Origin of the sequence: uncultured Brachyspira sp., from assembly GCF_934747485.1 — a bacterium.
Classification (GTDB): domain Bacteria; phylum Spirochaetota; class Brachyspiria; order Brachyspirales; family Brachyspiraceae; genus Brachyspira.
In genome coordinates this window covers 21,568-34,574 of sequence record NZ_CAKVGN010000002.1, presented here as the reverse complement: position 1 = coordinate 34,574, position 13,007 = coordinate 21,568, and the positions used below count along the sequence as shown (strand labels likewise).

General features: G+C 28.4%; 13 protein-coding genes. 8 read left to right on the top strand and 5 right to left on the bottom strand.

The window, feature by feature from the left end:
* The first annotated feature begins 148 nt into the window (after positions 1-148).
* Entirely contained in the window at positions 149-1,087 is a 939-nt protein-coding gene (locus tag Q0H31_RS00720) for a bile acid:sodium symporter family protein (protein ID WP_295295018.1), read from the top strand.
* Positions 1,088-1,202: 115 nt separating this feature from the next.
* A complete protein-coding gene (locus Q0H31_RS00715; protein ID WP_295295016.1) occupies positions 1,203-2,294 on the top strand; it encodes an iron-containing alcohol dehydrogenase family protein in 1,092 nt (363 codons plus the stop codon).
* A 69-nt stretch (positions 2,295-2,363) separates the two neighbouring features.
* Here the strand turns inward: Q0H31_RS00715 and Q0H31_RS00710 are convergent, their stop codons facing one another.
* Complete coding sequence (locus Q0H31_RS00710) at positions 2,364-2,903, bottom strand: nitroreductase family protein (protein WP_295295014.1); 540 nt, start codon at positions 2,901-2,903, stop codon at positions 2,364-2,366.
* A 303-nt stretch (positions 2,904-3,206) separates the two neighbouring features.
* Here Q0H31_RS00710 and Q0H31_RS00705 point away from each other — a divergent pair, with 303 nt between their 5' ends.
* Together Q0H31_RS00705 and Q0H31_RS00700 are read left to right on the top strand one after the other, a co-directional pair.
* Positions 3,207-3,866: a DNA-formamidopyrimidine glycosylase family protein gene (locus Q0H31_RS00705; protein ID WP_295295012.1), complete on the top strand. Its 660-nt coding sequence runs from the start codon at positions 3,207-3,209 to the stop codon at positions 3,864-3,866.
* Between the two features lie 111 nt (positions 3,867-3,977).
* Positions 3,978-4,394 (top strand): single-stranded DNA-binding protein, encoded by a 417-nt coding sequence (locus Q0H31_RS00700; protein ID WP_295295010.1) that lies wholly within the window; start codon positions 3,978-3,980, stop codon positions 4,392-4,394.
* Here Q0H31_RS00700 and tmk read toward each other — a convergent pair.
* The 3 genes from tmk to Q0H31_RS00685 form a co-directional block, all read right to left on the bottom strand.
* Entirely contained in the window at positions 4,363-4,974 is a 612-nt protein-coding gene (gene tmk, locus Q0H31_RS00695; protein WP_295295008.1) for a dTMP kinase, read from the bottom strand. The genes Q0H31_RS00700 and tmk overlap by 32 nt on opposite strands.
* 37 nt (positions 4,975-5,011) lie before the next feature.
* Entirely contained in the window at positions 5,012-6,160 is a 1,149-nt protein-coding gene (gene mraY / locus Q0H31_RS00690) for a phospho-N-acetylmuramoyl-pentapeptide-transferase (RefSeq protein WP_295295006.1), read from the bottom strand.
* Positions 6,161-6,298: 138 nt separating this feature from the next.
* Positions 6,299-7,099 carry an SDR family NAD(P)-dependent oxidoreductase gene (locus tag Q0H31_RS00685; RefSeq protein WP_295295004.1) on the bottom strand — a complete coding sequence of 267 codons (801 nt, stop codon included), beginning with the start codon at positions 7,097-7,099 and terminating at the stop codon, positions 6,299-6,301.
* A gap of 545 nt (positions 7,100-7,644) precedes the next feature.
* On the opposite strand from Q0H31_RS00685, the gene Q0H31_RS00680 reads away from it, so the two are divergent.
* Together Q0H31_RS00680 and Q0H31_RS00675 are read left to right on the top strand one after the other, a co-directional pair.
* Positions 7,645-7,854, top strand: a complete 210-nt coding sequence (locus tag Q0H31_RS00680; protein ID WP_295295002.1) for a hypothetical protein — start codon at positions 7,645-7,647, stop codon at positions 7,852-7,854.
* Positions 7,855-8,286, top strand: a complete 432-nt coding sequence (locus Q0H31_RS00675; RefSeq protein WP_295295108.1) for a GDSL-type esterase/lipase family protein — start codon at positions 7,855-7,857, stop codon at positions 8,284-8,286.
* Between the two features lie 99 nt (positions 8,287-8,385).
* On the opposite strand, the gene leuS is transcribed toward Q0H31_RS00675, so the two are convergent.
* Positions 8,386-10,947, bottom strand: coding sequence for a leucine--tRNA ligase (leuS, locus tag Q0H31_RS00670; RefSeq protein WP_295295000.1), 2,562 nt, complete (start codon positions 10,945-10,947; stop codon positions 8,386-8,388).
* A 412-nt stretch (positions 10,948-11,359) separates the two neighbouring features.
* Between leuS and Q0H31_RS00665 the strand changes: the two genes are divergently transcribed.
* Together Q0H31_RS00665 and Q0H31_RS00660 are read left to right on the top strand one after the other, a co-directional pair.
* The gene (locus tag Q0H31_RS00665) at positions 11,360-11,737 is read left to right on the top strand and encodes a PepSY-like domain-containing protein (RefSeq protein WP_295294998.1); all 378 of its coding nucleotides are present in this window, start codon (positions 11,360-11,362) and stop codon (positions 11,735-11,737) included.
* A gap of 72 nt (positions 11,738-11,809) precedes the next feature.
* Positions 11,810-12,970, top strand: a complete 1,161-nt coding sequence (locus Q0H31_RS00660) for an ankyrin repeat domain-containing protein (protein ID WP_295294996.1) — start codon at positions 11,810-11,812, stop codon at positions 12,968-12,970.
* Positions 12,971-13,007: the final 37 nt, after the last annotated feature.

Sequence of the window (13,007 nt, the reverse complement as noted above, 5' to 3'; positions counted from 1 at the left end):
GGACTGCATTTTTTAATACTAATATATATCAAATATTATTTATATAAAAATTTAATTTTTTTACTAATCAATATTAATAAGTTTTGAAACAAATCTAATATAAAACAATAAAACAAAAACTAATAAAATAATAAAAAAGGATATTAAAATGAAAACATTAAAACAAATAAGTAATTTCTTCGGCAAATATATGTCAGTTATAGTATTGGTTGTAGCAGCATTAGCTTTATTTTTCCCAAAATCTGTAAGCTTCATAAAAACAACTTATGTTAACTATCTTCTTATGACAGCAATGTTCTGTATGGGTATAACATTAAAAATAGAAGATTTTAAAGTGTTATTCACAAGACCAAAAGATATAGCCATAGGAGCAATAGCACAATTCACTATAATGCCTTTACTTGCATTCTTACTTTCTTTAGCCTTCAGACTTCCTCCAGAACTTGCAATAGGGGTAATACTTGTAGGTACTTGTCCGGGAGGAATATCTTCTAACGTTATAACCTATTTAGCTAAAGGAGATGTGCCTTTGTCTGTAGGTATGACTTCTGTATCAACAATACTTGCTCCGCTTGCAACTCCTCTTCTTACTTTACTTTATGCTGGCGAGAAAATAGATGTTAATGCTGTGAGCATGTTTATATCAATACTTCAAGTTGTAATAGCTCCTATAGTGTTGGGATTTGTTATAAATAAATTCTTTCACAAATTTGTTGAACATTTCAAAGATGTGCTTCCTTTAATATCGGTAGTGGCAGTTGTTGCAATAGTAGCTGCTGTAGTATCAGCAAACTCTCAAAGACTTATGCAGGTTGGTCATTTAGTAGTAATAGTGATAATAATACATAATACTTTAGGTTATATGCTTGGATATTTCTTAGGTAAGGTATGCAAATTCAATAATGCTAAATGTAAAACTATATCTATAGAAGTAGGTATGCAAAATGCGGGATTAGCCTCATCACTTGCTTCAACCCATTTTGCTTATATGGCACTTGCAGCAGTATCCGGTGCTATAGGAAGTGTATGGCATTGTATATCAGGTTCAATAGTTGCTAATATAATGGCTGCAAGAACAAAAGAGTAAAATTGTTATGAAGAGATAAACTAAAGATAACTTACAAGTTAATTTATTGGTTATTCTTGTTTATCTCTTAGAAAAATGATTTATTTATAATTTTATAATAATAAAGGATAAAAAAATGAGTTTAGAAAAATTATTTCTGCCAAATTTTAGTATAGGAAGTAATGCTTATAAAGATATATATGATATATGTTCTAACTATGGAAAAAAAGCTGTTATTATATCGGGTACAAAATCTATTCAGGCATCTATAGAGTCAATATTAAATAATATAAAAGACATAACCATAACAGGAATATTTCATTATGGAGAGAAATCAACTTTTGAAAATATTGATTTGCTTAAAAATAAACAAGCAGTAGTAGAAGCTGATATGATATTTGCAGTAGGAGGAGGAAGAGCATTAGACACTTCAAAAGTTTTAGCACATACTATAAATAAACCTATATTTACATTTCCTACATTAGCTTCAAACTGTGCTGCCGTAACTGGCATTTCAGTTGTTCATAATAATGATGGAAGTTTTAAAAAAATGTTTAGTGAAAAAAGACCTCCTTTGCATACATTTATAAATACTGATATTATATTAAACTCTCCTGAAAATTATTTTATAGCTGGTATAGGAAATGCAATTTCTAAACAATATGAAGCATTATTTTCTACAAGAAATGAAAGTTTAAATTATAGAAATTTCTTAGGTATTGAAATAATAAAAAATTGTTCTAATGATATGTTAAAACATTATTCAGAAGCTATAAACGATTTTAAAAATAAAAAAACAACAGATACTTTAAAAAGAATAATACTGCATATAATATATACTACAGGATTAACATCAGTAATGGCAAAAGATGATTACCATATATCTTTAGCACATAGTATGTATAGCGGACTGACCAAAATAAAAAGGATAAGAGAAAAATTGCTTCATGGTGAATTAGTGTCATATGGAGTATTGCTGCTGCTAACTATGGATAAACAATATGAGGCAAGAGAAAGTATTTTTAATTTTAATAAATCTATTTCTCTTCCAACCTGCTTAAAAGATATAGGTATAAATAAACCAAGTTTAGATGATGAAGAGCTTAATATGGCATTGGATATAGCCATTGAGAGTAAAGATTTAAATATAAGTCCGTACAAAGTAGATAAAAAAATGATATTAAAAGCGATTATTGACTTGGAAGAGTTCAATAAAAAAATAATTTAACTAAAATATAAAAGATTACAGCAATGAGTTTTTAATAAAATTTATTGCTGTAACAATATTACAAAAATATTATAATTTATCAAAACTATTGAACCAAGCTCTTTCATTAAAAGGCTTTTTATCAGTATTTAATTTTACTTCTTCATTTGCATATCCTACAGGCAATATACAAACTAATTTATATCCTTTATCAATATTAATTTTTGATGCAATTTTTGAAGCTATATCATCGTCATCAGTAATATGCCCCTCATACCAACAGCTTTCATAACCTAATGCCTTAATAGCTAAAAGCATATTTTCAATAGCAGCAGCATAATCTTGAACACTATAACATCTATCTCTGTATGCATATATTTTCTGACTTAATACGCATATTAATGCCGGTGCCGTTTCACAAATTGGCGGATTTATTAACTGTTTTATTTCAGATAATAATTTTTCATCATCAACAGCTATTAATGATACAGTTTGTTTGTTGCATCCAGAAGGTGCAGCAAGTCCTGCCTCCATTATTTTTATTAAATCTTCTTTTGGAACCTTTATATTTTTATATTTTCCTCTGTAGCTTGAGCGATTCATAATAATATCTAATATAGTCTTTTGCATAATAACTTTCCAATTATTGTTTTCTTATTATTATATACTAATAATAATATATAATAATATATAAAGCAAAATATTTATCTTAATAAAAATGTGTGTTATATTGATTTTTATTTATTGGATAATAATATAGATATAGTTTTCATTAAAACAAAATATCGTTAAAAATGTAATATTTTCATAATATTAAATATATATTAATTCTAATAAATTGAATTCTAAGCTAATATAATACTTATTCAGATTGCTTTTTTTTATAAAAGTGTTAAAATAAAAGTAAACATAATATATACGGGGTTGTAGTAGATGAAAGAGCTTCCATATTTAATTAATTTAATTAATGCATTAAAAGGGGAGATTTGTTATTCTTATATTAATAATGTTGTTGCTTTAGACAAAAAATATAAAGAACTTGAAGAAGTTAAGGGGCAAAAAATTATAGATGTATTGAGGCATGGCGGATATATGCATTTTCAGTTTTCTCAAGATGCTATGCTTGTAGATTTGGGTTCTGGAGGCTCTTTTGTGCTTACAGAAAATAATACTTATAAGAATGCTCTAATAAAATTAGAAACAGATAACGGCAATTTCTTTGTAGTAGATGAAAGTAAAGATAAAAATGATGCTACACACATTATACCTATATGGAAAGATTATACTACAATGCCTCAAGTGGGTTATGACCCTCTAACTAAGCAATTTAATTATAATTTATTTTGCCAATTGCTTGCAGATAATGCCACAACTGTAGAAAAACTCATTAAAAATCCTCTTATAATAAGCGGAATAGGGGATACTTACGGAGATATGATATTAAAAAGAGCTTCTATAACCAAAAGAACTAAAACTACAGATATAAATAAAGCAAAGGCAAGAGAGATTTTTGATGCTATAAAACAAGTTCTAAGAGAGGCTTCTGGAAACAGAGATGAAGATGATGAAGAATCTGATGATTCTGAAGATTAATAAATTTCTAATAATTAATAAATTCTCAAAAAAATCAAAATAAAATCAGGCATATTTTTTCATAATTTTTGTTTAACTAAGATTATAATAAAAAAATTAGGAGTAAAAATTATGTCTGGAAATGCTAATATTATCGTAGTAGAAGGAAGATTAACAAGAGACCCTTCATATATAAAAACTAAAAACGGAAAATCTTTATGCAAATTTTCTATAGCCAATAATAGATATTATTATGTTAATGGAAGTTTGCAAAAAGAGGTTTACTTTTTTGATTTAATAGCTTGGGGATATACAGCAGAAAAAGTTGCTGTTAATCTTCTTAAAGGAAGACATATATTAGTAAATGGTGAATTAAGACAAAACTCTTATATTGCTAAAGATGGCAGCAGAAAAAACTCTATTTATATACTTGCATTAGAAGTAAAAAGCTTGGATAAAAAAACTATAGAAAAAAATAATTATTATAACAGTGCAAATAATCAGATTGTATCTGATGTTATAGAGGATAGTTTAGAGCAAGCATTTTAGTTTGTTTTAATATTTCAATGAGTTCTTTGTTTATATCATCTATTGATTTATCAGCATTTATATGATAAATAAAAGGCTCATTAAAACTTTTAAATATGCTCTCTACTTTTTTGAGATATTCTTCATTTTCAAATCTGTCTATGAAGCCTCTTTTTTCCATGATTCTGTTTAGAGATTTTTCTACAGGCAGATGAAAAATAAAAACTATATCTGGAGTTAAAATGAAGCTTTCATGCATATTCTTTATTTTTTCTATATCAATGCCCTTAGCACCCTGATAGGCAATAGATGAATACATGTATCTATCAAGCACTACAGTTTTGCCTTCTTCTAAAGCAGGTTTTATCATAAGTCTTATATGCTCTTTTCTATCATCTACAAAAAGCTTTAATTCTCTATCTAAATCCATATCTTTAGAAAGCATTGTATCTCTTAATTTAGCTCCATAGTAGGCGTTTGTCGGTTCAAAAGTGTATATTGTATCTATATTATTTTCATTTAATGTTTCTGCTAATTTTTTTGCAATTGTAGACTTACCGCTTCCGTCTATTCCTTCTATAACAATCAATTTTCCTTTCATAAAGCTTTACACCTACATATAAATATTAAAAATCGTATTATCTTATTTTCAAAGTTGCTATGCCAATCAAAGCAGTTATTATACCAATTATATAAAACCTAAAAACAACCTGAGTCTCTTTCCAGCCGGATTTTTCAAAGTGATGATGCAAAGGAGCCATTTTAAATACTCTTTTTTTGAATAACTTATAAGAAAATACCTGCACAACAACACTAAAAGCCTCAGACACATAAACAGCTCCGACTATTACAAGCAAAAGCTCATGTTTGATAAATAATGCAATTATTCCTAAAACTCCTCCAAGTGATAAACTTCCAACATCTCCCATGAAAACTTGTGCAGGGTGTGCATTAAACCATAAGAACCCTAAACCAGCACCAATTAAAGCCCCCACAAATACTGTAACTTCTCCAGCATCAGATATAAAAGGTATTTTTAAATATGTTGCTATTAGAGAGTTTCCAGATACATAAGAAAGCACCGCAAAAGCCATAGACATTATTATTAAAAGTCCTATAGCTAAACCGTCAAGTCCATCTGTGAGGTTAACAGCATTACTCATACTAACAACCACAAATATAGAAAAAGGTATGTAAAGCATCTTTAAATCTATATACACATTGCTAAAAAATGGTATAAATAAAGTAGATGAAGGAACTTGAGCAACTTTTACTGCCTCCAAAACACTTATTCCTTTCTCCAAATCAAACTTCATTAAAAAAGTGGATTTATCAAAATAATATAAATATATTCCTATTATTAGTCCAACAATAACCTGAAACACAATTTTATATTTACCGGGTAATCCTTTAGAGTTTTTGTATTTAATCTTAAGAAAATCATCTAAAAATCCCGCTATAGAAAGTATGATTAAAGATATTGTAAGAAGTATAATTTTTATATTATCCAATTTTCCCCATAATAATATACTTATTAACACGCTTCCTACTATAAATATGCCGCCCATTGTAGGTGTACCAGTTTTTACTAAATGAGTCTCTGGCCCATCATCTCTTACAACCTGACCGAAATGAAGCTTCTTTAATTTTTCTATTATACTCGGAGCAAATACCAATACCAAAATTAATGCAGTAGCAACAGCACCGGCAGTTCTGAAAGTAATATATCTAAAAACATTGAAACCAAAAAAACTTTCTCGAAGCGGATAAAAAATTTCATATAGCATAAAGTGATAGCCTTTAAGTAAAATATATTATTATAAGCATAATTTTAACAAAAATGTAAAATTGTTAAAAATAAACTATTAAATAGTATTATAAATTTATTTTTTGTCAATAAAAAATAATTATGTTAATAATTAATATTATCCTTTTTTCATCATATCCTGATATAATGCATACATTGGAGAAGGCACACCAAATCCTCCGGAAACAGGCATAGTCTCTCCTGTAATAAACGAAGATAAATCACTAGCAAAAAATAATACAGCATTTGCTATATCCTCTGTTGTAGCGGGTCTATTTAAAGGAACATTTTTCAAAAAAGCATTTAAAAACTCCTGCGACATATTTGCCATAGCTGCTTCCGTTGCCACAAATCCTGGAAGCACAGCATTACACCTTATATTATCTCTGGCATATTGTACTGCTATGTTTTTAGTTAAAAAATTAATAGAACTTTTAGATATGCCATAAGCTAATCGAGATATATCCGGAAATAATCCTCCAACAGATGAAATATTAATTATACTTCCGCCTCCATTTGCTTTCATGTTTTTTACAGCAGCTTTACAAGGCAAATAAACACTTTTTATATTTTCATTTACAATTTTAAAAAATGTATCAGTATCTCCATTAACTAAATCTAAATCTTTATTAACATCTGTAGTACCAAAGTTATTAACAAGTATATCTATTTTGCCTTCTTTTTTTACAACATCTTCAACCATAGAAGTAAAAGTCTCTTCTTTTGTGGCATCAAAATAAACAACATCTGCTTTACCGCCATTTTTTATAATTTCATCAGCTATCTCTCTGCCTGCATCAAGTCTTCTCACTGCCAAATAAACCTTAGCACCGTTTTCTGCCAATTTCTTACTGCATTCTAAACCAATACCCCTTGTTGATGAAGTTACTAATGCTATTTTATTTTCTACAAGTTTCATAATGATACTCCTTTATTCACAAATCTATCAATTATAATATATACAATATTTTTTATACGTCAACAACTTGAGGATAATTTTATATTATTATATTAGCACTTTGCATTTTTATTTCGTTTGCCCGCCCTATAGGTTTATTAATTTTTATTTGTTATTTTTATATCGTTTATATTTTTAAGTCTTTGTTTTTATTTGAACTCCCGCCCTAATGTTGTTTAAATTTTTAATATGCACTCCGCACGATAAGCAGACTATAGTTAAATAAATTAATTGTAATGTTAATTTTATCATATATAAAATTTATCTTACCGTGCGTTGAATAATAGATTTTTAATTAAAATAAAACTTGGGTGGGAATGCTTTTTTTGTTAGTCAATTAAAAATAGTGAACTTAGAATTTCAAAATTAAACAATAAAAAATAAAGGGTGGGGGATGTAATGAAAGTATATATAAAAATAATATATATTAATAATTAATATTGACAAATATATTTTTATTAATATTATTAAACACGAATATTAATTTTTAATAGGAAATTAGAATTATGATAAATATATTATGTTATGGAGACAGTAATACATTTGGTTCAATACCAATGGCTAATAAAAGATATTCTATAAATGAAAGATGGACAGGAATATTACAACATATTTTAGGTAATAATTATAGGATTATAGAGGAAGGTTTGGGCGGCAGAACAACTGTATTTGATGATCCGTTTGAGCCTGGAAGAAATGGAATGGCATATATATAAATAGCATTAGAAACACATAAACCATTAGATTTAGTTATACTATCTTTAGGTACAAACGATGTTAAAGCACATTTTTCTGCTACTTCTAACTTAATTGCTAAAGGAATTAAAAGAATTATATTTAAGATTAGAAATAGTGAGGATCCGATGGAATATGAAAAACCTGAAATTTTATTACTTGCACCTCCTCCGATAGGAGATAAAGTTGATATTGTTAATAACTTTTCAGGCTTTAATCAGAATTCTGTGAAAATATCTAAAGAGTTGGCTGAAAAATATAAATTGCTTGCAGAACAAGAAAAAGTTTATTTTTTTGATTTAGGGAGTATAGTAAAGTCCAGTGAAAAAGATCAAATACATCTTGATAAAGAATCGCATAAAATAATAGCTGAAAATTTAGCTAGAGAAATAAAAAATATTTTTAATAAATAATAGTACCATAACTTATCAAGACATTAATAATGTTAGTTATAAAAAAGAAGAGCATAAATATAATTTTACACTCTTCTTTTTTGTTTATGTAAAAATATTTTATTTTACAACTATGTTTACGAGTTTTCCTTTAACATAAACTACTTTAATAATATTTTTTCCTTCTGTAAACTGTTTTACTTTCTCACTTGATAATGCCTGATTTTTTGCATCATCTTCGCTTATATTAACGTCGGCTTCTATTCTGTCTCTTATTTTACCATTAACTTGGAATACCAATTCAAATGTATCGTCTTTGCAATATTCTTCATTATGCTCAACCCATCTTTCTTCGAGAATCATTTTGCCAAAGTTTAATATCTGGTAAATCTCTTCTGTTATGTGCGGAGCTATTGGGTTAAGAAGAATTAAGTAGCCTCTAATCACTTCTCTAAACATAGCATAATCATCATTATTAGCTAATTTTATAGTAGACATGTCGTTTAAAAGCTCCATTAGTGATGCAATGGCTGTATTAAAGTGGAATCTGTCTTTGATGTCTATTGTAACTTTCTTAATAGTTTTGTTGTATTTTCTAAATAATTTTTGTCCGTCTTTTGAAAGATTGCTGTAGTCAAATGATTTAGCATTTTTGAAAGCTTCTTCATCTTTGTATTTTAAGAATAAGTTCCAAATTCTGTTTAAGAATCTTGCAGAACCTTTAACACCCTCATCAGACCATTCTTTATCTTTTTCAGGAGGAGCAACAAACATAACAAATATTCTAACAGCATCAGCACCAAAAAGTTCTATAATCTCAGCCGGATCAACACCATTAGCTTTTGATTTAGACATCTTCTCCATTTTTACTATAATGTCTTCTTTTTTAATGCCGTCTTTTTCGTATTCTTTATTGTTCATCTGCTCTTGAGTATAGAATTTTTTCAATGATTTAGCCTCATAACTATTTGCTAAAACCATACCCTGAGTAAGAAGTCTATTGAAAGGCTCATCTCCTTTTATAAGTCCTATATCTCTCATAAACTTGTACCAGAATCTTGAATATAAAAGGTGCATACAAGCATGTTCAATACCGCCTATATATTGGTCAACGCCAAGCCAAGCATTAGCGGAAGCAGGGTCAAAAGGCATTTTATCATTATGAGCATCTGTATATCTTGCATAATACCAAGAACTGCATGTAAATGTGTCCATAGTGTCAGTTTCTCTTTTTGCAGGAGCACCGCATTTAGGACAAGTAGTATTAACGAATGATGCAGATTTTTTAAGAGGGTTTTCTCCAACTGTAAACTCTATATCCATAGGAAGAGTTATAGGTAACTCACTTTCAGGTACAGGTACAACACCGCATTTCTCACAATGTACAAAAGGAAGAGGGTTGCCCCAATATCTCTGTCTTGATATAAGCCAATCTCTAAGTTTATATTGTACTTGCTCTCTTCCAAAACCTTTTTCTGCGGCATATTCTATCGCTCTTTTTATAGCGTCTCTTGAAGAAAGCCCATTTAATATGTCAGAATTAACAACTATTCCGTCTTCTACATAGGCCTCTGTCATGTTTTCTGCTTTTATAGAATTGTCATCATTTTGTATAACAACTTTTACAGGAATATTATATTTTTTAGCAAATTCAAAGTCTCTCTGGTCATGAGCAGGAACAGCCATTACAGCACCGCTACCATATTCAGCCAAAACGAAATTAGCAGCATATAAAGGAGCTTTCTCTCCATTAAATGGATTTACAACATATCTTCCTGTAAATATCCCTTCTTTTTCGTAATCTGTTTTTTGGTCAATTTTAGCAGACTTTTTTATAAACTCTTCTACAGCACTTCTTTGTTCGTGAGTACACATGTCTAAAAGCCCTTCATAATTCCAAGCTATAGCCATATAAGTAACACCATAAATAGTGTCCGGGCGAGTTGTAAATATAGGGAAGTCTTTGCCGTCATCTAAATTAAAATTGATATAAGCACCAACACTTCTTCCTATCCAGTTTTTCTGCATAGCTATAACATTATCAGGCCAATAACCTTCTAATAGTTTCAAATCAGCATCTAATTGCTCTGCATAATCAGTAACTTTTATATACCATTGTTCAAGCTTCTTTTTAGTAACCTCTCCGTCACATCTCCAGCAAGTGCCTTCTGCAGTAACCTGTTCATTTGCTAATACTGTATTACAATGCTCGCACCAGTTAACATCTCCGCCTTTTCTATATAAAAGTCCCTTCTCATACATTTTTAATATAAACCACTGCCCCCATTTATAATAATCAGGTAAACAAGTAGTAACTTCTCTATCCCAGTCATATGAATATCCAAGTAAGTTTAATTGGTCTTTCATATTGGCAATATTTTTTAAAGTCCATTCAGCAGGGTGAGTTTTATTGTCAATAGCAGCATTTTCTGCAGGCATACCAAAAGCGTCCCAGCCCATTGGATGTAAAATATCATAGCCCAACAGTTTATAGTATCTCGCTATAGAGTCAGCTATAGTGTAGTTTGATACGTGCCCCATATGCATTTTTCCAGATGGATAAGGAAACATCTCTAATACATAATATTTTTTGTCTGTAGGTTTAGAAACTGTTTTGAAAGACTGATTGTCTTTCCAGAATTTCTGCCACTTCTTTTCAATGGTGGTAAAATTATATTCCATAATATACACTCCGTAGTTTGATACTATTTATTAATAAAAAAATTATTATTTTTATGTGTATTTTGTAAAATTCCGCTTATTTTATTACTATATAAAGAATTAAAATAAGATGATAACAGCAAAATATATTTACTGAAAATTTTTACAACAAAAATTATATTGCAAAATGTTATATTTTTCAAGTATTTTTTGTATATTTGTATAGATTTATGTTAATTGTAAAGAATAACAATTTATATTTTACATAAAATTTACACTAATCTATATGTCATGTTTGATATGTATTATATTTTGCCTGTAAAAAGCTAATAATTGTAAATTTATTGTAAAATATTTGTAAAATTATATTGACAAAACTCCTCCTTTGACTATAATTGTAAAGATAATTTACAATAACTTGACGGAGGAAAATATGAACGCTAAATTACAACTCTCTATAAAAATAACCCCTAGCAAATTGCCTGAAAATGCTAGAAGATTAATAGAATTTTACTTCCATAATGCAAAAATAATATATATAGATAAAATCAATGATGAGTATGAGGTGAAATTATCTAACGGAACTTACATTGACTTTGATAAAAATGGTAATTGGAATTATATCAGCAGCGATGAGGATATAAGAGAAAATATATTGCCAAAATCTATATCAAATAGTGTAAAAAATATTATAAAAAAATATAAAGATGTTCATATATATGAAATAAATAAAACAATAAGTTTTTATAGAATAAAATTAAGCAATTCTATAGATTTATGTGTAAATTACAGAGGAGATTTATTAGCTTAAAGATGTTTTTTTATTGAGTATTAGTATGTATTGTTATATAATATATTCTATATTAATAAAAAAGGTTGTTTTATGAAAAAGAAGATATTATTTATATTGATAATTGCAATTTCATCACTTTATTCCAAGAGCAATAATGAGAAAACAAATAGTTTAGCCATTACAAATGAAATAATAAAACCAAGTGATGAATTATTAAGCTTATTAGAGAAAAATAAAAATAAAACAGGTGTTCGTGAAATAATAGAATTAATAAATGAGGGCGGTATAAATGCTTTTTCAAAAGGCGAGATTATTATAGGCAATGTTACACACTATGCTAATTCTACTCCTTTAATGATAGCTTCATCATATAATCATTACAATATAGCAAAAGCTTTAATTGATAATGGGGCTTTGGTTAATTTAAGAGCAGGCGATGGATTTAATGCTTTAATGGAAGCTGTAAGAACTGATAATATAGAGATGGCAAAATTACTAATAAACAATAATTCTGATATAAGTATAAAAAATAAAGACGGAAAAAACATGATTATGATTGCATGCGAAAACGGCAATGAAGAAATGTTTAATCTATTAGTAGAAAATAATGCAGATATAAATGAAAAATCATCTTGGGGAGCATCTGCACTTATTTATGCTTCTGAAAATGGAAATATCAATATAATGAAATATTTAATAGATAATGGAATAGATGTTAATGGAAAGGCTGATGATAATGGGGATACTCCATTACTTTGGGCTGTTACAGGAAAAAATCCTTATGAAGCTTCAAAACTTTTAATTGAAAATGGTGCAAATGTTAATGCTACAAATGATAGCGGAGTTGCTCCTGCTACTATACTTGCGGCATCTACTCCAAAAGTAGTAAAGCTTTTAAAAGATAATGGTGCCGATTTAGATACAAAATTTTTAGATTATTATCCTCCTATAGCAATTGCTGCAGGTGCGGGTAATTTAGAAATAGTTAAGGCATTGGTTGAAAATGGGGCTGATGTGAACTATTATCCTAATGATATAAACTATACTGCGATATTTCATGCTATAGACCAACATAATTATGAAGTTGCTGAATATTTATTTAAAAATGGAGTGGATTTAAATATAAAAATGAAACCTGATAATGACTATGGCAGAAGTATAAAAGAAAGCTATAATGTTTTAGAATATGCTGAGGCTATTCAGGATAAAAAAATGATTGATTTAGTAAAAAAATATTATAAGAAAAAATAAATAGTTTCAAATTTTATTTTCTATTAAATATAATCAA

Excerpts from the sequence above, each read along its gene's own strand:
- Q0H31_RS00720 (WP_295295018.1), top strand. The coding sequence starts at position 149 with ATGAAAACATTAAAACAAATAAGTAATTTCTTCGGCAAATATATGTCA.
- Q0H31_RS00715 (WP_295295016.1), top strand. The coding sequence starts at position 1,203 with ATGAGTTTAGAAAAATTATTTCTGCCAAATTTTAGTATAGGAAGTAAT.
- Q0H31_RS00710 (WP_295295014.1), bottom strand. The coding sequence starts at position 2,903 with ATGCAAAAGACTATATTAGATATTATTATGAATCGCTCAAGCTACAGA.
- Q0H31_RS00705 (WP_295295012.1), top strand. The coding sequence starts at position 3,207 with ATGAAAGAGCTTCCATATTTAATTAATTTAATTAATGCATTAAAAGGG.
- Q0H31_RS00700 (WP_295295010.1), top strand. The coding sequence starts at position 3,978 with ATGTCTGGAAATGCTAATATTATCGTAGTAGAAGGAAGATTAACAAGA.
- tmk (WP_295295008.1), bottom strand. The coding sequence starts at position 4,974 with ATGAAAGGAAAATTGATTGTTATAGAAGGAATAGACGGAAGCGGTAAG.
- mraY (WP_295295006.1), bottom strand. The coding sequence starts at position 6,160 with ATGCTATATGAAATTTTTTATCCGCTTCGAGAAAGTTTTTTTGGTTTC.
- Q0H31_RS00685 (WP_295295004.1), bottom strand. The coding sequence starts at position 7,099 with ATGAAACTTGTAGAAAATAAAATAGCATTAGTAACTTCATCAACAAGG.
- Q0H31_RS00680 (WP_295295002.1), top strand. The coding sequence starts at position 7,645 with ATGATAAATATATTATGTTATGGAGACAGTAATACATTTGGTTCAATA.
- leuS (WP_295295000.1), bottom strand. The coding sequence starts at position 10,947 with ATGGAATATAATTTTACCACCATTGAAAAGAAGTGGCAGAAATTCTGG.
- Q0H31_RS00665 (WP_295294998.1), top strand. The coding sequence starts at position 11,360 with ATGAACGCTAAATTACAACTCTCTATAAAAATAACCCCTAGCAAATTG.
- Q0H31_RS00660 (WP_295294996.1), top strand. The coding sequence starts at position 11,810 with ATGAAAAAGAAGATATTATTTATATTGATAATTGCAATTTCATCACTT.